Origin of the sequence: Cryptosporangium sp. NPDC048952 (genome assembly GCF_043197895.1) — a bacterium.
Lineage (GTDB): Bacteria > Actinomycetota > Actinomycetes > Mycobacteriales > Cryptosporangiaceae > Cryptosporangium.
The window spans coordinates 248,525-265,566 of sequence record NZ_JBICTY010000002.1 but is presented as its reverse complement, the minus strand read 5'-3'; the positions used below and the strand labels follow the sequence as shown (position 1 = coordinate 265,566).

The 17,042-nt window shown below is 72.3% G+C and carries 15 protein-coding genes and 1 pseudogene; 10 read left to right on the top strand and 6 right to left on the bottom strand.

Annotated elements, in window-relative coordinates; genetic code table 11:
* Positions 1-7: 7 nt before the first annotated feature.
* The gene (locus ACGFY5_RS09380) at positions 8-1,054 is read right to left on the bottom strand and encodes a zinc-binding alcohol dehydrogenase family protein (RefSeq protein WP_392719108.1); all 1,047 of its coding nucleotides are present in this window, start codon (positions 1,052-1,054) and stop codon (positions 8-10) included.
* Between the two features lie 72 nt (positions 1,055-1,126).
* On the opposite strand from ACGFY5_RS09380, the gene ACGFY5_RS09375 reads away from it, so the two are divergent.
* The gene (locus ACGFY5_RS09375; protein ID WP_392720447.1) at positions 1,127-2,092 is read left to right on the top strand and encodes a LysR family transcriptional regulator; all 966 of its coding nucleotides are present in this window, start codon (positions 1,127-1,129) and stop codon (positions 2,090-2,092) included.
* Here the strand turns inward: ACGFY5_RS09375 and ACGFY5_RS09370 are convergent.
* On the bottom strand, positions 2,089-2,718 hold the full coding sequence (locus tag ACGFY5_RS09370; RefSeq protein ID WP_392719107.1) for a LysE family translocator: 630 nt from the start codon (positions 2,716-2,718) through the stop codon (positions 2,089-2,091). The genes ACGFY5_RS09375 and ACGFY5_RS09370 overlap by 4 nt on opposite strands.
* A 16-nt stretch (positions 2,719-2,734) precedes the next feature.
* Positions 2,735-3,382: an SDR family NAD(P)-dependent oxidoreductase gene (locus tag ACGFY5_RS09365; protein WP_392719106.1), complete on the bottom strand. Its 648-nt coding sequence runs from the start codon at positions 3,380-3,382 to the stop codon at positions 2,735-2,737.
* 70 nt (positions 3,383-3,452) lie between these two features.
* On the opposite strand from ACGFY5_RS09365, the gene ACGFY5_RS09360 reads away from it, so the two are divergent.
* Positions 3,453-4,496: an Lrp/AsnC family transcriptional regulator gene (locus tag ACGFY5_RS09360; RefSeq protein WP_392719105.1), complete on the top strand. Its 1,044-nt coding sequence runs from the start codon at positions 3,453-3,455 to the stop codon at positions 4,494-4,496.
* Here ACGFY5_RS09360 and ACGFY5_RS09355 read toward each other — a convergent pair.
* Complete coding sequence (locus ACGFY5_RS09355; RefSeq protein ID WP_392719104.1) at positions 4,432-5,790, bottom strand: MFS transporter; 1,359 nt, start codon at positions 5,788-5,790, stop codon at positions 4,432-4,434. The genes ACGFY5_RS09360 and ACGFY5_RS09355 overlap by 65 nt on opposite strands.
* Before the next feature lie 87 nt (positions 5,791-5,877).
* Here ACGFY5_RS09355 and ACGFY5_RS09350 point away from each other — a divergent pair, with 87 nt between their 5' ends.
* Positions 5,878-6,717 carry a LysR family transcriptional regulator gene (locus ACGFY5_RS09350; protein WP_392719103.1) on the top strand — a complete coding sequence of 280 codons (840 nt, stop codon included), beginning with the start codon at positions 5,878-5,880 and terminating at the stop codon, positions 6,715-6,717.
* Here the strand turns inward: ACGFY5_RS09350 and ACGFY5_RS09345 are convergent.
* Entirely contained in the window at positions 6,714-8,135 is a 1,422-nt protein-coding gene (locus tag ACGFY5_RS09345) for a PucR family transcriptional regulator (RefSeq protein ID WP_392719102.1), read from the bottom strand. The two genes, ACGFY5_RS09350 and ACGFY5_RS09345, sit on opposite strands and share 4 nt — an antisense overlap.
* 131 nt (positions 8,136-8,266) lie before the next feature.
* On the opposite strand from ACGFY5_RS09345, the gene ACGFY5_RS09340 reads away from it, so the two are divergent.
* From ACGFY5_RS09340 to ACGFY5_RS09320, 5 genes and pseudogenes are all read left to right on the top strand, one after another.
* Positions 8,267-9,721 carry an amino acid permease gene (locus ACGFY5_RS09340; protein WP_392719101.1) on the top strand — a complete coding sequence of 485 codons (1,455 nt, stop codon included), beginning with the start codon at positions 8,267-8,269 and terminating at the stop codon, positions 9,719-9,721.
* Positions 9,718-10,410 carry an SDR family NAD(P)-dependent oxidoreductase gene (locus ACGFY5_RS09335; RefSeq protein WP_392719100.1) on the top strand — a complete coding sequence of 231 codons (693 nt, stop codon included), beginning with the start codon at positions 9,718-9,720 and terminating at the stop codon, positions 10,408-10,410. The genes ACGFY5_RS09340 and ACGFY5_RS09335 overlap by 4 nt, the downstream gene beginning before the upstream one ends.
* Positions 10,411-11,220 carry an SDR family NAD(P)-dependent oxidoreductase gene (locus ACGFY5_RS09330; protein ID WP_392719099.1) on the top strand — a complete coding sequence of 270 codons (810 nt, stop codon included), beginning with the start codon at positions 10,411-10,413 and terminating at the stop codon, positions 11,218-11,220.
* Positions 11,217-12,182 (top strand): agmatinase, encoded by a 966-nt coding sequence (speB, locus tag ACGFY5_RS09325; RefSeq protein WP_392719098.1) that lies wholly within the window; start codon positions 11,217-11,219, stop codon positions 12,180-12,182. The genes ACGFY5_RS09330 and speB overlap by 4 nt, the downstream gene beginning before the upstream one ends.
* Positions 12,179-13,012 (top strand): annotated as a pseudogene (locus tag ACGFY5_RS09320) (polysaccharide deacetylase); the annotation flags it as partial. The gene speB and the pseudogene ACGFY5_RS09320, both read left to right, overlap by 4 nt.
* 6 nt (positions 13,013-13,018) lie before the next feature.
* Here ACGFY5_RS09320 and ACGFY5_RS09315 read toward each other — a convergent pair.
* A complete protein-coding gene (locus ACGFY5_RS09315) occupies positions 13,019-15,100 on the bottom strand; it encodes an MMPL family transporter (RefSeq protein ID WP_392720446.1) in 2,082 nt (693 codons plus the stop codon).
* A gap of 142 nt (positions 15,101-15,242) precedes the next feature.
* Here ACGFY5_RS09315 and ACGFY5_RS09310 point away from each other — a divergent pair, with 142 nt between their 5' ends.
* Positions 15,243-16,325: a sensor histidine kinase gene (locus ACGFY5_RS09310; RefSeq protein WP_392719097.1), complete on the top strand. Its 1,083-nt coding sequence runs from the start codon at positions 15,243-15,245 to the stop codon at positions 16,323-16,325.
* Positions 16,322-16,960, top strand: a complete 639-nt coding sequence (locus ACGFY5_RS09305; protein ID WP_392719096.1) for a response regulator — start codon at positions 16,322-16,324, stop codon at positions 16,958-16,960. Before ACGFY5_RS09310 ends, ACGFY5_RS09305 begins: the two co-directional genes overlap by 4 nt.
* Positions 16,961-17,042 lie beyond the last annotated feature (82 nt).

The following is a 17,042-nucleotide window of genomic DNA, read 5'->3' as shown; positions in this document are numbered from 1 at the left end:
CGGTTTCTTACCCATCGGTGCGGACCACAACCAACGGCGCGCCGGCGGTGGCTGCGGCGTCCATAGCGGCCCCGAGGTCCGCCAGCGCGAAGCGCGCGGACGGCATGGCGGTGAGGTCCAGGAGGCCCGTTGCGACCAGGTTCAGCAGTCGCGCCGGGGCGTCGTCGGGATACATGAAGTTCCCGATGATCTCCCGGCCCGTCAGCATCAGCGCGGTGTAGTCGAGGGGCAGCGGGGCCGTCGCGCTGCCCATCAGCACGAGACGGCCGGTGCGCTTGAGTGAAGCCAGCGCGGCGAGGGTGCTGTCCGGGCTCGTCGCGTTGCCGACGAGGTCCAGCGCGAGGTCGACCGGGCCTGCGGCGGCCGCCCGCAGAGCGTCGGCATCAGCGGTAACGGCGCCGGTCAATCGGACCGGTACCACCCGGTCCAGGGCCGACAGGCGTTCCAGGACGGCTTCGTTGCGCCCGGCGGCGACCACCCGGCGCGCACCGAGGGCCAGCGCGACGTGGACGCCCGCCGAGCCGAACGCGCCGGTCGCGCCGTTGACGACGACGGTCTCACCGGGCTGCAGGCGACCCCGGAGTAGGCCGCCGTAGGGCACGAGGCAGCGGGTTACCGCGACTACGTCGGTGTCGGTGAGCTCGTCAGGGATCGGGGTCACGGTGGAGACCGGTGCCACGACCTTCTCGGCGAGCGTGCCGTCGGGCCAGACGTCGAGCACGTCGGGCGACGCCGCGGTCAGGCCGATCAGCGCCGTGACCGGTTGCGGCACATTCTCGGGCGACGTGTAGTTGCCGGTGACCACGACGCGCTGCCCGGGGCAGAGCGTGAACACACCCCGGCCGACACGCTCGACCACACCCACCCCGCTCGTCCCAGGCGTGAACGGCCCCCGCGGCGGGCTGTAGTGCGGAAGCCTCCCCGCCACGTAGTCACGCAGATACGTCAGAACCGGCGCCGCCTCGATCCGCACCACCACCGCGTCATCACGGGGCTCCGGGTCCGGGACGTCGTCGTAGGTGAGAGTGCTTCCGTTCAACCGCCAAGCCTTCATACCTCTCGACGCTAAGCGCGGCGCAGACATGCGGCCAACGAGAGTTACGCAGTGCTGGTATTCCTGGAACGCATGGACCTGGAATCGGTACCGATGGGCACGCTGCGGGTGTTCGCGGAGGTCGTGTCACGTGGCACGCTCACGGCAGCCGCGGGTGCGCTGGGGTACACGCAGTCGGCGGTGTCGCGGCAGATCGCGGTGCTGGAACGCGCGGCAGGCGTCGAACTGCTGGAGCGCCGGCGCGACGGGGTGGTGCTCACCGGCGCCGGACGGATCGTGCTGCGCCACGCGTCGGCGGTGCTCGACCGGGTCGCGTCCACCGAGCGGGAGCTCGCCGGGTTGCCGGTGCACGCCGGCACCGTGCGGCTCGGGTGGTACACGAGCGCCGGGGCGTCGCTGGTGCCGCGGGCGATCGCGGCGCTGCGCCGGTCGGACCCCGCGATCACGGTGACGACCCGCGAAGGGACGACGCCGGCGCTGGTACGCGCGCTGCGCGCGTCGACGATCGATCTCGCCGTGCTCGCTTCTGCTCCGCCGTTCCGGCCTTTCGACGCCGAATCGCCCGCGTTCGTGGTGGAGACGCTGAGCGAGCGGGCGCTGTGCGTGGCGGTGGGGGTCGATCATCCGCTGGCCGGCCGGGGCTCCGTGGACCGGGCCGATCTGCGGGGTCAGCGCTGGATCGGCGGCGACGGGATGGGCGTGTGGCCGGGGCTCGACGAGCGGCCGGTGATCGCGCACACCGCGCGCGACTGGCTCGCGAAGCTGCAACTCGTGGCCGCGGGGTGCGGCGTGACGACAGCCCCGATCGCGCTGGCGCCGGCCGCGCCGAGCGGCGTCCGGTTCGTACCGGTGCGCGGCGAGGCCGAGGAGCTCCGCCGCACAGTCCTAGCCTTCGCTCCGCACGCGACCGGCGAGAGCGGCACGGGCAGCGCGACCGACTCGGGCAGCACGGCCGGCCGACCGCTCGGCGGAGGCCCGGCCAGCCGAAGCGCGGCCCTGAGCGCGGTGGCGGCGGCCATTCGGGCGGCGGCGCGCTAGGACTTGCGGCCCTCGACCGCGAGACCGAGTCCCAGGCCCACCATCGTGAGCCCCGCCGCGCCGCCGATCAGCTCCATCCGCCGGCGCGACCGGCCGAACCACTCCCGGGCCGCGCCCGCGGCCAGTCCCCACACCGCGTCGCACCCCAGCGCCATCGCGGCGAACAGCGCACCCAGCACCACCATCTGCGCACCGGCCGCCCCGGCCGACCGGTCCACGAACTGCGGGAGCACCGCGGCGAAGAACACCGCGGTCTTCGGATTCGTCACCCCGACCACGAACCCCTGCAACCACGGGCGCCCGCTGGGCCCGGCACCATCGAACACGCCGGCCAGCGCCCTCCGGTGGCGGACCGCCTGCACGCCCAGAAACACCAGATACGCAGCACCGGCGAGCTTCACCACCGTGTACGCCACCGCCGACGCCTGCACGAGAACGCCGATCCCGAGCGCCACCGCAACCGCCAGCACGAGGCTCCCCACCGCGTTCCCCGCGACCGTCGCCAGCGCCACCCGTCGTCCATAGGCCAACGCGCGGCTGACGACGAACAGCACCGACGGCCCGGGAACGAGGATCAGGACGAACGAGGCCAGCAGGAACGCGAGAACATTGGTGGTCGGCGGCATGCCGCCACCCTAGGAATCACCACGGCACGGTGGCACCCGAATAGTCGAGGTACTCCAGCCCGGCCTTCCCCAGGCGGGATTCGAGCACGTCCACGACCTTCGGCACGTTCTCCTCGATCGTGAACGGCGCCTCGGGGCCACCCAGCTCCGTGCGGATCCACCCCGGCGCGATGATCACCAGCGCCCGCTCCGGCTGCCGGGCCGCGTAGCTGCGCATGAACATGTTCAGCGCCGCTTTGCTGCCCCGATAGACCTCGCGCAGCCCCTTCGTGTTGTTCGTGATGCTGCCCTGCCCGGACGACATCACACCGATCAGCCCGTCCGGCACCACCCGCTCCGCGAGCGCATCGATCACCCGCAGCGGGCTGAGCGAGTTCGTCACCATCACCCGGACGAACTCCTCGGTCGAAACCTCGCCGATCGGGGTGTCCTCTCTGGTCGTGGTGCCCGCGTTCACGAACAGCAGGTCGAGCTCCGGCAGCCGGTCGCGGAGCGGCGCCAGCTGCGCGGGCTCGGTGACGTCGAGATGCTCGACGGTGATGCCGTCGATGGTCTCCGAGCCCCGGACGGTGCCGATGACGTTCCAGCCCCGGGCGGCGAGATCGGTCGCGATCGCGCGGCCGAGACCACGCGACGCACCGACGATGAGAGCGGTACGAGTCATGCCCGTAGTCTTTCCCCAGCTCCGCGCCGCGCGCTTGCTGAAACCCGCGAAACGTAGAATCACCGTTGTGATGACCGCTCCATCAGCTGAATTCGACGTTCTACGCGGCGACGATGTGCGAATCGTACGATCACTTCAGATCGCGCCCCGAGCCTCGTTCGCGTCGATCGCGGCTGTGCTCGGACTGACCGAAGCCTCGGTGAGCCGTCGTTACCGGCGACTGCGCGCCGACGGAGTGCTCCGCGTCGCCGGCATCGTGGACCCGGGCGCGCTGGGGCAGAGCAAGTGGCTGGTGCGGTTGCGGTGCCGGCCCGGTGGCGTTGCGGCTATCGCCGACGCCCTGGCGAAACGCGACGACGTCAGCTGGGTGGCCCTGTGCGCCGCGGGCTCGGAGATCACGTGCGCGGTCCGGTCCCGCACGCGCGAGGAACGCGACGAGCTGCTCGGCTCGAAGCTCCCCCGCACCGCGGCCGTGCTCGACATCAATGCGTCGGCGATGCTCCGCCAGTTCGTCGGGGGTCGGGGCCACTACTGGGCCGCGCTGCGGGGCGTCCTCACCCCCGACGAGGAGGCCGCGCTCGGCAGCGAGGGCTCGCCGTTCGTCGAGGCGCCGGTCGTCGCCCGGGAACCGGTGCAGCTCACGTCGTCGGACGAAAAGCTCCTGGACGTGCTCGCGTCGGACGGCCGCGCGGGCCTCGTCGACCTCGCCGCGGCCGCCGGCCTCACGCCCGGTCGCGTCACCCGCCGCCTGGAGACGCTGATCGCGCGACGGGTCGTCCACATCGATGTCGAGCTCGCCCCGACGGCGCTGGGGTTGCACGCAGGGGCGAACCTGTGGCTCCGCGTGCACCCGTCGGCGGTCAAGGCCGTCGGCCGCACGCTGGCGCGCGAGCCCGAAATCGCGTTCGCCACCGCGGTCACCGGCCCGTACAACCTGCACACGGTCGCGCACTGCCGGGACCTCGACGAACTGTTCGAGTTCACGTCCGACCGCCTCGGATCGCTGTCGGGCGTCCAGAGCGTGGAGGTGTCGCCGCTGCTCCGCCACGTCAAGCAGGCGGGCACGCGCCTGTCCGGCGACCGTCTCGTCGCCGCCGGTTCCGCTCCCTGGTGACGACGGCGTACCGGACGCCCGCCGCGGCGGCTGCTGCGGCGGCTACCAGGAGCGCCGGGGTGGCGCCGCTCGCCGTGTAGGCGCCGCCCAGGACGGCCACGCCCAGCACCGCGCCGGTCTGACGGGACGTGTTGAGCACCCCGCCCGCCGAGCCGGCCGAGCCCGGTGGGGCGGCGGCGAGCACCGCGCCGACCAGCGCGGGCAGAACGAACGAGACGCCCAGACCGGCCAGGAGCAGTCCGGGCACCATCGCGAGGTACCGATCCGTGACGGCCAGGGCCGCGGTTCCGACGGTCAGGAGGGCGAGGCCGAGCAGGATGGCGGTGCGGTGACCGCGGGCGGCGACGAGCCGTGCGGTGAACGGTGGGTTCACGACGAACGGCACCGTGAGCGGGGCCAGCCCCAGGCCGGTGGCGAGCGGGCCGAAGCCGCGGTGTGCGAGAACGAGCGGCAGCACGAACAACACCCCCGCGAGCGCGAAGTTCACGACACCACCGGCCAGCAGCGCGGCCCGCACCCGCCGGTCCCCCACCACCCGCGGATCCAGGACCGGAAGCCGAGTCTCGCGGTTCACGGCGGTGAAGACGCCGGCGGCGGCGAGCGAGGCGACGACGGCGCAGGCCGCGTGGAGCCAGGCCCGCCGGCCCGCTGCGACGAGCGCGTCGGTCGTGAGGGCGAGGGCGGCCGCGACGGCGGCCTGGGCGAGCCAGTTGACGCGAGCGGCACCGCGCGGGGACCGAAGCGCGGAGGTCGTCGCGACGACCAGAACGCCGATCGGCACGTTGACCAGGAACACCGCGCGCCAGCCGTGCCAGGCCACGAGGGCTCCGCCGATCAGCGGTCCGGCCGCGATCGCCGCGCCGCTGATCGCAGCCCACACCCCGATCGCGCGGGCGTGCGCGGGCCGCTCCGGATAGAGCTCCGACAGCAGTGCGAGCGAGGACGGCACGCACGCTGCTGCCGCCGCGCCCAGCAGCACGCGGATGCCGATCAGCGCCCCGAGGTTCGGCGCGACCGCGCTCGTCAGCGACAGCGCGCAGAACGCCACCACCCCGGCGCGGAACACCCGGCTCGCGCCGAAGCGGTCGGTCACCGCGCCGGCCGACAGCAGCAGCGCCGCGAACGCCACCGTGTAGCCGGTCGTCACCCATTGGAGTCCGGCCACCGACGCGCCGAGCGAGGCCGCGAGGTCGGGCTCGGCGACCGCCAGCACGGTCGTGTCGAGGAGGACGAGGAAGTAGCCGAGCGATATTCCCAGCAGGGGTATCGCCCGGGTCCGGATTGCCTGGGTCATGCCGGACAGCGTCGGCCGTCGAATGTCCACGAGCGACCGGCGCGGCCGTACGCTGCGTTCGGAATCTCCGAACGCAGGAGGCGTGAAATGGAGCTGCGCCAACTCCGCACGTTCCTCGCGATAGTGCGCACCGGGACGGTGACCGACGCCGCGACCGCGCTCGGATTGGCGTCCTCGTCGGTGTCCGCGCAGTTGCGGGCGCTGGAGACCTCGTTGGGCGTCGTGCTGTTCGTCCGTACCGCACGGGGCATGCGGCTCACCGACGCCGGTGAGCGTCTCGTCGACCGGTCGCACCGGCTGCTCGACCAGGCTGATCAGCTGGTCGCGGACGTGCGCGGGCAGGGCCGCGCGCTACGGCTCGGCGCGTTGGAGACGATCGCGGCGACCCACGGGCCGGGCGTCGTGCAGCGGCTGCGGAGCCGCCGCCCCGGCGCCCCGGTCGAGTTGCGGTCGGCGGTCGACCGCCAGGAACTGTTGGACGACGTCGTCGCCGCGCGCCTCGACGCCGCGCTCGTGCTCGACACCGGCGACGCCGTGGGCGACCTCGGCTTCCCGGTACCGCCCGCGCCCCTCACCTTCCTCGATGTCGATACCGTCCCCCTGGCCCTGGTGGCGGCCCCCGGAGACCACGCGGACGCGCTGCTCGTCAATGTGCCGCGGTGTTCCTTTCGGCTGGCGGCCGCCGCGCTGTTCGGGAACGAACGGCCGACGATCGCGGCGGGTGGCGTCGCGGTAATGCGTGCCTGGGCCGAGCAGGGGCTCGGGATCGCGCTGCTGCCGGAGTTCGCGGTGGCGGACTCGCTGGCCGCCGGAACTCTCACCCGGCTCGACGTCCCGGCCCCGGACCTGGCGTTGCGCCTGATCTGGCGCGCCGACCGGGAGTCCCTCCCCGGGCTGCGTGACCTGCTCTACGCCGCGAGCGTCTAGTGGTCGTGGGCCCAGAGGGCGATGACCAGGTCGGTGCGTTCGCCGGCGTGGAACGGGTCGCAGCCGGTGAGTTCACGGATGCGTTCCAGGCGGTGCCGCACGGTGTTGACGTGCAGGAACTGCGCCCGCGCGGTCTCGATCAGCGACACGTTGTGCGCGAGGAACGCCCGGAGGGTCGGCACGTAGTGGGTGCGGCGGTCGCGGTCGGAGCGCAGCAGCGGTTCGAGCAGCCGGTCGACGAACGGGGCGAGCCGGTCGGGCGGCTGCTGCGCGAGCAGACCCTCCAGCGTGGTGAGGCCTTCCGGGCCGACCGCTCCCCCGTGGCGCTGGGCCAGGTCGAACGCGGCCCGGGCCTCGGTGAGTGCGCGCGACGAGTCGGCGAGCGGCACCGACCGGCTGTAGCCGCACGGCAGGCCGAGCTCGTCCGAGCCCCGGCGCAGGAGCGCCACCGACGAGGTGACGACGAACGCGGTCGTCGGGGTCTCCCCGAGCAGGGCGGTCTCGGAGCCGAGCGACGCGGCGAGCAGCCGCACGGCGCCCGACGGCCAGATCGAGAAGACCAGGTCGTCGGGCGTGAGTCCGGCGGCGTGCACCAGCGGCGAGAGCGCGATCGGGGCCGCGAGGCGCTCGGCGACGAGCGTCACCAACTCGCCGGTGCGCTCGCGGCGCAGGTCCGTCTCGATGTCGCGTTCGTGCCGCGCGACGGCGATCAGGCGCACGAGCGTGGTCAGGAACGACGCCTCCGGCGCGGGCCCCGGCCCATTCCACCGGAGCGTCAAGCCCTCCACCGACGCCGCAGCAGCCGCGACCTCCGCGGCGTCGCAGGCCGCCAGGGGCGCGACTGGGGCGGCTCCGGGCGGGACCGGGAGGGCCGCCGCCCCGTCCTCGTGCAGGGTGAACTCGCCGCCCAGGCGGGTCGTGCAGGTTTCCAGCAGGACTTCGACGGGCTGGTGGCGGCGCAACCCGGCCAACAGCTCGGCGGTGAGGGCATCGGTCCGGGCGTGCGCCTCGCCCGCGCGCCGGTCGGCGACCCACTCGCTGATCGCCATGAACGGACGCCCCAGCGGCGCCACGAGCAGCGGCAACGCGTGTTCGCGGCACGCGTCGAGCAGTGCGTCCGGAACGCTCACGTGGACGTCGCCCGCGCCGAAGCAGATACCGGAGGCACCGACCGCGCTGACCGACGCGACGAACCGCCGCACGGCGTCGTCGTCGGTGAACGCGGTGCCGACCGTGCAGACGAGCTCGCCGCCGGTCAGGTACGGCGACGGATCGAGCAGCTCGGTGGTGTGCGCCCAGCGCACGGTGCCGTCGCGGCGCCCGGCGTCGTACGCGCAGTGGAGGTCCAGCGCCGGCTCGGCGAGGAGATCGGCGAGCGTGGTGTTGTAACGCGCTGTTTGCGCCGCCGATGAAGTCACGTAAACCGCCTTGGAGGATCGTCCAACGACAGCCTAACCAGGAGGTCTTCTCCTACCGGAAACGCTCCCGAACCTTGTGCGGTGAGCCAGGGACCGCGATCTTGACTCCGAAAGCCGTCCCGGAGGTCCCCATGAGTACCCTCAACCCCGACCACGTGCTGAAAAGAGAATTCTCGCTCTGGTCGTCGTTCGCGTTCGCCTTCGCGTTCATCTCGCCGATCGTCGCGCTGTACGGCATTTTCGCTCTGGCCATCGGAGCGGCCGGAGGCACGTTCTGGTTCGGCTTCTTCGTCGTGTTCGCCGGCCAGTTGCTGCTCGCGTTCGTGTTCGCGCAGCTGGTGTCGCGGTGGCCGCTCGAGGGGTCGATCTATCAGTGGTCGCGGCGGCTGATGGGCAACGGTTTCGGCTGGTTCGCCGGCTGGGCCTACGCGTGGACGCTGGTCATCGCGATGGCGACGGTCGCGCTCGGCGCCGCCGGGTTCCTCGCGAACATCGTCGGCATCGAGGCCCCCACCGGTACGCAGAAGGCCTGGTTCGCGTTCGTCATCCTGCTCGCGGGAACCGCGCTCAATCTCGTCGGACGGAAAGCGTTGAAGCTTTTCATGACGGCGAGCATCGTGGCGGAGGTGATCGGCTCGATCGGGCTGGGTACGTGGCTGTTGTTGTTCCACCGCAATCAGCCGCTGTCCGTGCTCACCGACGGTGTGGGGGACGGGCTCGGGAACGGGTACTTCGCGCTGTCGGGTCCGTTCCTGGTCGCGGTGGCGTTCATCGGTTTCACGTTCGTGGGGTTCGAGAGCGCGGGCGCGATCGCCGAGGAGGTGCACGAGCCGCGGCGCAACCTGCCGCGCGCGGTGATCTTCTCGCTGTCGTTCATCGCGATCGTGGTGGCGTACTCGAGCCTCGCGATCATCCTCGCGATCCCCGACCTGCAGGCGGTGACGTCAGCGCAGGTGGCCGACCCGGTCTACTTCACGCTGACGGAGGCGTTCGGTAGCGGCATCGCGCGGCCGGTAGAGATCCTGTTCGTGATCGGGTTCCTGGCGAGTTTCCTGGCGTTGCAGACGTCGGGGTCGCGGATGATCTGGGCGTTCGCTCGGGACAATGCGCTGCCGGCGCCCCGGATGCTGGCCCGGCTGTCGGCGGGGCAGAAGCAGCCGGTGAACGCGATCCTCGTGACGACAGTGATCGGCGCGGCGCTGTTCCTGCTGAGCAACCTGTCGCCAGATGTGTACCTGCTGATGGTCAACTTCACGGCCGGTGGCTTCTTCCTCGCGTTCCTGTTCCCGCTGATCGGGGCACTGGTCGTGCAGGTGCGGGGCCGGTGGACGCCGGGGCCGTACTCGCTCGGGCGGTGGTCGCTGCCGGTGACCGCCGTGGCGGTGGTGTGGGCCCTGTTCGAGTTCCTCAACATCTCGTGGCCTCGGGCCGTGAACACGTCGCGCTACCTGGACTGGTCGGTGTGGATCGCGGTGGTCGCGCTGGGCGTGGTCGGCGCGGCGATCTTTTGGTCGGTGCGGGGTGCGATCGTGTCGGCGTCGGTGATCGAGGCGGAAGAAGCGGCTGACGAGGCGGTGGACGCGTGAGTCCGGTCGCGGTGGTGACCGGGGCGGCGAGTGGGATCGGAGCCGCGGTGGCGGCGGAACTGGCGGAGCGGGGGTGGGCGGTGGCGGGGCTGGATCTCACGGAGTCGCCGGGGTGTGCCCACTCGGCGCGCGTTGACGTGACTGACTCCTCCGCCGTTGCGTCCGCGGTCGCTGACGCGTCCGAAAAGCTCGGTCCCGTGCAGGCCGCGGTGTCCGTGGCCGGTTACTACGAAATGCTCCCTCTCGACGAGATAAGCGACGCGAAATGGCAGCGGATGATGGCCGTGCACCTCGGCGGCCTGACCAACCTCGTGCGGGCCACGCTGCCCGGCATGGTGGCGCGCGGGTCGGGCTCGGTCGTCGCGATCGCCAGTGAGCTCGCGATCGGCGGCGGGGCGGAGGATGCGCACTACGCCGCCGCGAAAGGCGCGGTGCTCGGCGTGGTCCGGAGCCTCGCGGCGGAGGTGGCACCCGCCGGGGTGCGGGTGAACGCCGTGGCGCCTGGCCCCACCGACACTCCTCTGCTCGCCCCGGATTCGCCGTGGCGGGAGCCCGACTATCTGGCGACGCTGCCGCTGCGGCGCCTCACCGCCCCCGAGGAGGTAGCGCTGAGCGTCGCCTGGCTCCTGGACGAGGGCACGTTCTGCGTCGGCGAGGTTCTCAATCCCAACGCGGGGGCGGTGATCTGAATGGTTCGTACGGATACGGGGCCCGGCGCCGGTGCGGTGCGGCGCGGCCCTAGCGACCTTTCCGGACGCGTCGCGCTGGTCACGGGTGCGGCGCAGGGCATGGGGGTGGCGCATGCCGAGCGGTTGGCGGCGGACGGGGCCACTGTGGTGGTCAACGACCGGGTCGCCAGTGACGCGCTGGACGCTGTCGCCGCGCGCGTGGGCGGCGTCGCGATGGCGGCGGACGTGTCCGACCCGGACGCCGTGGCGGGGCTCGTCAGCAGCATCGAGGAGCGCCTCGGCCGGCTCGACGTGCTGGTCGCGAACCACGCGTACATGACGATGGCGCCGTTCCTCGATCACGACCCGGACGACTGGTGGAAGGTCGTCGACACCAACCTCGGCGGCACGTTCCACCTGATCCGCTCCGCCGTGCCCGGCATGCGTGCCCGCGGCGGCGGCCGGGTCGTCGTCATCACCAGCTACTGGGGCGTGACGGGCTGGCCGGGAGCCACCGCCTACGCCGCCTCGAAAGCGGGGCTGATCTCGCTGGTCAAGACACTCGGCCGCGAACTCGCCCCGGACGGCGTCATCGTCAACGGCATCGCGCCGGGCGTCGTCGACACACCGCAGCTGCAGGTGGACGCCGACGCGGCGGGAGTGCCGCTCGCGGACATCACGGCCCGCTACGCGACGGCGATCCCGCTCGGTCGGATCGGGGCGCCGGCCGAGGTCGCGGCCGCGGTGTCGCTGCTGGCCGACTTCCGGATGCAGGCGATGGTGGGGCAGATCGTGCAGGTCAACGGCGGAGAGATCAGGACGCGCGCATGAGCCACGTGCAGTACGGGAACGGTGTCGTCGGCCCGGTCGACGGACTCGTGGTTCCGCGGTACGCGGGGCTGACGACGTTCGCCCGCCTTCCGCGTCGCGAAGACGTGGACTCGTACGACGTCGCCGTGCTGGGTGTGCCGTTCGACGCCGGTGTCACGTACCGGCCCGGCGCCCGGTTCGGGCCGTCCGCGATCCGGCAGGCGTCCCGGTTGCTGCGGCCCTACAACCCGGCGCTGGAGGCCGCGCCGTTCGAGCTCGCGCAGGTCGTCGACGCCGGTGACGTCGCGTGCAACCCGTTCGACATTCCGGCCGCCCTCGAACAGATCCGCGCCGGAGTGTCGGGAGTGGTGCGGGGCGGGCGTTCCGCCGTGATGCTCGGCGGTGACCACACGATCGCGCTGCCGATTCTCCGGGCGCTGCACGCCGAGCACGGCCCCCTCGCGCTCGTGCACTTCGACGCGCACCTCGACACCTGGGACACCTACTTCGACGCCCCCTACACCCACGGGACGCCGTTCCGCCGGGCGTCCGAGGAGGGGCTGATCGTCAAGGGGCGCTCGGCGCACGTCGGTCTCCGCAGCTCGCTGTACGACCGGCGCGACCTCGTCGACGACGAAGAGCTGGGGTTCACCGCGATCCACGCCCGCGACATGGACCGGCTCGGCGTCGCCGGAGTGCTCGAACGGGTGCTGGACCGCGTCGGGGACGCACCGCTGTACGTGTCGGTCGACATCGACGTGCTCGACCCGGCGTTCGCCCCGGCCACGGGCACGCCGGAAGCCGGGGGGCTGACCAGCCGGGAACTGCTCGCGATCCTCCGGGGCCTCGAGCCGCTGCGGCTGGTGGGCGCCGACATCGTGGAGGTGTCGCCCGCGTACGACCACGCCGAGGTCACCGCGGTGGCGGCCGCGAACCTGGCGTACGAATTCGTGACGCTGCTGGCGCTGCGGAGCGGCAGGTGAGCCTGTGGCCGTCGGGATACCGCGCGGCGGCGGCATTCACATTCGATGTGGACGCCGAGTCGGCGGTGCTGTGGGGGTCGCCGGGGAACGCGTCCCGGATGAGCGTCATGAGCCACCAGGCGTACGGGCCGCTGGTGGGCGTGCCGCGGCTGCTCGACCTGCTGGAGCACCACCGCATCCGGTCGACGTTCTTCGTGCCGGGGTACACCGCGGATCGCTATCCCCAGGTGGTGCGGGCGATCGTCGCGGCCGGGCACGAGGTCGCCCATCACGGGTATCTGCACGAGCAGCCTACGGCGCTGACGGTCGAGCAGGAGGTCGAGGCGCTCGACCGGGGCCTGGAAGCACTGGAGCGCACGGCCGGCGTGCGGCCGGTCGGATACCGCGCCCCCATGTGGGACCTGTCGTGGCACACGCCGGAGCTCCTCGCGGAGCGGGGTTTCCGGTACGACTCGAGCCTGATGGACGCGGACACGCCGTACGAGCTCCGCGTCGGGAGCGGGTCGCTGGTCGAGATCCCGATCCAGTGGGCGCTGGACGACTGGGAGCAGTACTGCTACCTGCCCGACATCGCGGGCAGCGGCCTCATCGAGACCCCCGCGAAGGCGCGCGAGCTCTGGCAAGCCGAATTCGACGCGCTCCGCGAGGTCGGCGGCTGCTGGGTCCTCACCAACCACCCGTTCCTGTCCGGCCGCCCGTCCCGCGCCCGCGAACTCGGCCACCTGATGGAGCACGTGCTTTCGTGCGCAGACGTGTGGGTCGCGCCGTTGGGCGAGATCGCGACCCACACCCGAAGCCTCGGCCTGACCCCCCGCTCGATCGAGCGCCCCGTGCTCTCAGTGGAGGCGGACGGTGGGGAGGCGGTGCAGCGCGTGGGGGAACCACCAGGCGCGTTCCCCTGCGAGGGTGAACACCGCGGGGACTACCAGGCAGCGGACCATCACCGCGTCCACCAGGACTGCGGCGGACAGGCCCAGGCCCATCTGGCCGAGCATGCGGTCACCGGAGAAGACGAACGAGCCGAAGACGACGACCATGATCGCGGCCGCGGCGGTGATCACGCCGCCGGTCGTGGCCAGGCCCTCGCGGAGCGCGGCGGCGGCGCCGATGCCGCGGCGCCATTCCTCGTGGACGCGGCTGACGAGGAACACCTCGTAGTCCATCGAGAGGCCGAACACCACGGCGAAGACGATGACCGGGAGGAACGCCTCGATCGGACCCGGCTGGGCGCCGAGGTTCCCGTCGCCGTAAACGAAGGTCATGACGCCGAGGGCCGCGCCGATGCTGAGCAGGTTGGAGATCGCGGCCTGGATGGGCACGAGGATCGAGCGGAAGACGACTAGCAGCACGAGCGCGGACAGGCCGACGACCGCGCCGATGAACCAGGGCAGCCGGTCGGACACGGTCCGGGCGAAGTCGATCGCGGCGGGCACCGAGCCGCCGATCGAGTAGTCGTCGCCGAGTTCCGACCGGAGCCGGTGGACGAGGTCCGCTGTGCGTTCGTCGGCCGGGCCCCACTCCGGGGTGACCAGCACACCCTCCGGCACCGGGGCGTGCGGCACCACCGCGGCGACGCCGTTCACCGAGCGTGCCACCGTAGCGGCGTCCTCCGCTGACGCTTCGTCCGCCGCCAGTACGAGCAGCGGCCCGTTCGTGCCCGGCCCGAACGCCGACGCCACGAGGTCGTACGCCTTGCGTGTCGTCGAGTCCGGAGCGTCGGTGCCCGCGTCAGCGAACCCGAGCCGCATCGCGAGCGCGGGCAGCGCGAGCACGATCAGCACCAACACCCCGCCCACGAGCGCGGGTATCGGAAAGCGCTGGACACCGCTAGCCAAGGCCCGCCACCGCTTCCCGCCGGCATCCGGCCCGTTCGCAGCCATGTCTGCCGGCGCTGCGGGCGCCCCCCGCGAACGGCGCCCGCTCCTCGCTCCGCGGTCACCCGCACCGCGGCGGAGGATCCGGGACTCCAGGCGGCGGCCGAACAGGGTCAGCAACGCCGGGAGCAGCGTGATCGACGCCAGCATCGTGGCCGACACGGTCAGCGCCACGCTCACGGCCAGCGCGTCGAACGCGGCCAGCCGCAGCGTCAGCATGCCGAGCAGCGCCAGGATCACGGTCCCGCCGGCGAGCAGCACGGAGCGCCCCGCCGTGTCGAGCGCACGAGACGTCGCCGCCGAGCGATCGGCCCCCGACCGGATCTCGTGCCGGTACCGCACGAACACCAGCAGCGCGTAGTCGATCCCGACGCCGAGCCCGACCAGCGCCATCATCGCCGTGGCGTAGCTCGGCACGGTCAGCGAGTGCGACAGCAGGATCACCGCGCTCACCGCGCTGCCCACGGCGAGCAGTGCGGTGATCAGCGGCAACGTCGCCGCGAGCAGCGAGGAGAACAGCGGCACGAGGATGATCAGCGCGGCGAGGAGCCCGATGCCCTCCGCGGGGCCGCCGGACTCGTTCGCCGCCCGCACCGAATCGCCGCTCCACTCGACCTGGTAGCCGTCCAGCTCGCGGTCGGTCAGCTCGGTCACCTCCGACACCGGCGTCTCGCCCGGCGGATGGTCGAGCGTCACGGTCGCCAGCACCGTCCGCTCGTCCGCCGACACCGACCCCGGCGTCACGAAGGGATCCGTCGCTCCCAGGTCCGTCAGGAAGTCCCCGACGACGGTCCGGTCCACGGCCCCGGACTCGCGGTGGACCACGACGGTCACGGAGTCGCGCGCCGGGGCCTGCGACGCCAGCGCGTCCGCGACGCGTTGCGACTCGCTGCCCGGCAACGTCGTGTCGTCGGCGAACGCACTGCCGACCTGCCCGGCGGTCACGGCCAGCGCGCCGACGACCACCACCCACGCCACGAGTGCGGCCCAGTGATGCCGCAACGACCATCCGGCGAACCGGGACAGTCGGGATTCCACTGTCATAGTCACGGCGGCCACGCTAGGTAACCGCCCGGCCGCACCACATCGCCCGGAGATCGGCGGAACGATCGCCCACCGGCGTACCACCGTACGTCGAGAAGCGACACTTTCCCGCCACCCCCCGAACCGCCGTTACGCTCGGCGAATGACACCGCGCGAACGACTGGTGGACGTCGCCCTCGCGGCCTTCATCACCACCGCGGTCACGATCGCGGTGATCGCGGACGTCGGCAGCCACCGCCGGGCCGACGTGTTCGCCTACCTGGTCGCCGTGGGGTTCGGCGCGGTCCTCCTGGCCCGGCGCCGCTTCCCCCGGCTCGTGCTCCTGGCCAGCGCCGCGCTCATCATCGGCTACTACACCCGCGACTACCCACCGATCGGTCTGGCGCTGCCGATGGCCGGTGCGCTGTACTCCGCCGCCGAAGCCGGCCGCGCCGGCTGGGCCGCCGGCGTCACCGTGGTGCTGAACGTGATCGCGACCGGCGCCCGGCTCCTCGAACACGAGGACGTGGCCTACCTCCTCGGCTTCGAGTTCGGCGGCACCGTGACCGCGATGGCCGCCATGATCGCGCTGGGTGACGGCATCCGGTCGCGTCGTCTGCTCAAGGCCGAGCAGCGGGACCGGCTGGCCCGCGAGCGCAGCGTCCACGAGCAACAGCTGTCCGGCGCGCTGCAGGCCGAGCGCCTCGAGGTCGCCCGTGACGTCCACGACGCGGTCGGGCACACACTCACGGTGGTGTCGCTGCACACCGACGTGGCCCTCGAAGCCGTCGACGACGACCCGGCCGCGACCCGGCGCGCGCTGGAGAACGTCCGCGAAGCCTGCGACACCGCGAGCGCGGAACTGCGCCGCACGCTCGGTCTGATCCGCGACGCCACGCCACCCGGCCTCGACGAGCTGCGCACGCTCGGCGTCGACGTGCCGCCGGGCATCGGTCCGCTGCCGCCCACTGTCGAGGCTGCGGTGTTCAGAATCGTCCAGGAAGCGGTCACCAACGCCCGCCGCTACGGCGGTGGTACGCCGATTAGCGTCGATCTGACCGAAACGGACACCACTGTGGAGGTGGAGGTCCGCGACGGCGGGAACGGTACTCCGGTGGACCCGGGCTGTGGGTCGGGGTTGGGGCTGGTGGGACTGCGGGAGCGGGTGGCGCTGCTCGGCGGGCGAGCGGAGATCGGACCGCGGTCCGACGGCGGATTCCGGGTCTGGGTGGCGCTGCCGCGATGATCCGGATCGTGCTGGTCGACGACCAGGATCTGGTGCGCGCCGGCCTGCGTGCGCTGCTGACCCACGACGACCTGTCGGTCGTCGGTGAAGCCGCCGATGGTGCGTCCGGCGTGGAACTGGTGCGCCGTCTGCATCCGGACGTCGTGCTGATGGACATCCGGATGCCCGGCGTCGACGGTGTGGCCGCCACCGCGCGGATCACCGCGGAGCTCACCGACGTGCGCGTCGTCATGCTCACCACTTTTGATACCGACGAACACCTTTTCGACGCCCTGCGCGCGGGCGCGTCAGGTTTTCTGCTCAAGGACATCCGGCCGGGGCCGCTGCGTGACGCGGTGCGGACGGTGGCCGCCGGTGAGGCGTTGTTGTCGCCGGCGGTGACGCAGCGGGTGATCGCTGCGGCGGCTTCTCACCGCACCGCGCCCGACGCACGGCTGGACTCGCTCACCGAACGGGAACGGGAGGTGCTCGCCGAGGTCGCGACCGGGGCCTCCAACGACGAGGTGGCGGCCGTGTTGTTCCTGAGCCCGGCGACCGTGCGCACGTACGTCAGCCGGTTGCTGGCCAAGCTCGGCGCCCGGGACCGGGCCGGGCTGGTCGTGCTGGCCTACGAGACAGGGCTCGTTCCGCGCTGAGGGCGGTTCTCGATGACGGTGGCGGCGGGTGACGCCGCTCTCACCGGCGTATCACCGCTGCCGGTAGCCCGCTCTTCCCTCT

What these genes read in the sequence shown, in the direction of transcription:
- ACGFY5_RS09380 (WP_392719108.1), bottom strand. Translation starts at nt 1,054, where the DNA reads ATGAAGGCTTGGCGGTTGAACGGAAGCACTCTCACCTACGACGACGTC.
- ACGFY5_RS09375 (WP_392720447.1), top strand. Translation starts at nt 1,127, where the DNA reads ATGGACCTGGAATCGGTACCGATGGGCACGCTGCGGGTGTTCGCGGAG.
- ACGFY5_RS09370 (WP_392719107.1), bottom strand. Translation starts at nt 2,718, where the DNA reads ATGCCGCCGACCACCAATGTTCTCGCGTTCCTGCTGGCCTCGTTCGTC.
- ACGFY5_RS09365 (WP_392719106.1), bottom strand. Translation starts at nt 3,382, where the DNA reads ATGACTCGTACCGCTCTCATCGTCGGTGCGTCGCGTGGTCTCGGCCGC.
- ACGFY5_RS09360 (WP_392719105.1), top strand. Translation starts at nt 3,453, where the DNA reads ATGACCGCTCCATCAGCTGAATTCGACGTTCTACGCGGCGACGATGTG.
- ACGFY5_RS09355 (WP_392719104.1), bottom strand. Translation starts at nt 5,790, where the DNA reads ATGACCCAGGCAATCCGGACCCGGGCGATACCCCTGCTGGGAATATCG.
- ACGFY5_RS09350 (WP_392719103.1), top strand. Translation starts at nt 5,878, where the DNA reads ATGGAGCTGCGCCAACTCCGCACGTTCCTCGCGATAGTGCGCACCGGG.
- ACGFY5_RS09340 (WP_392719101.1), top strand. Translation starts at nt 8,267, where the DNA reads ATGAGTACCCTCAACCCCGACCACGTGCTGAAAAGAGAATTCTCGCTC.
- ACGFY5_RS09330 (WP_392719099.1), top strand. Translation starts at nt 10,411, where the DNA reads ATGGTTCGTACGGATACGGGGCCCGGCGCCGGTGCGGTGCGGCGCGGC.
- speB (WP_392719098.1), top strand. Translation starts at nt 11,217, where the DNA reads ATGAGCCACGTGCAGTACGGGAACGGTGTCGTCGGCCCGGTCGACGGA.
- ACGFY5_RS09315 (WP_392720446.1), bottom strand. Translation starts at nt 15,100, where the DNA reads ATGACAGTGGAATCCCGACTGTCCCGGTTCGCCGGATGGTCGTTGCGG.
- ACGFY5_RS09310 (WP_392719097.1), top strand. Translation starts at nt 15,243, where the DNA reads ATGACACCGCGCGAACGACTGGTGGACGTCGCCCTCGCGGCCTTCATC.
- ACGFY5_RS09305 (WP_392719096.1), top strand. Translation starts at nt 16,322, where the DNA reads ATGATCCGGATCGTGCTGGTCGACGACCAGGATCTGGTGCGCGCCGGC.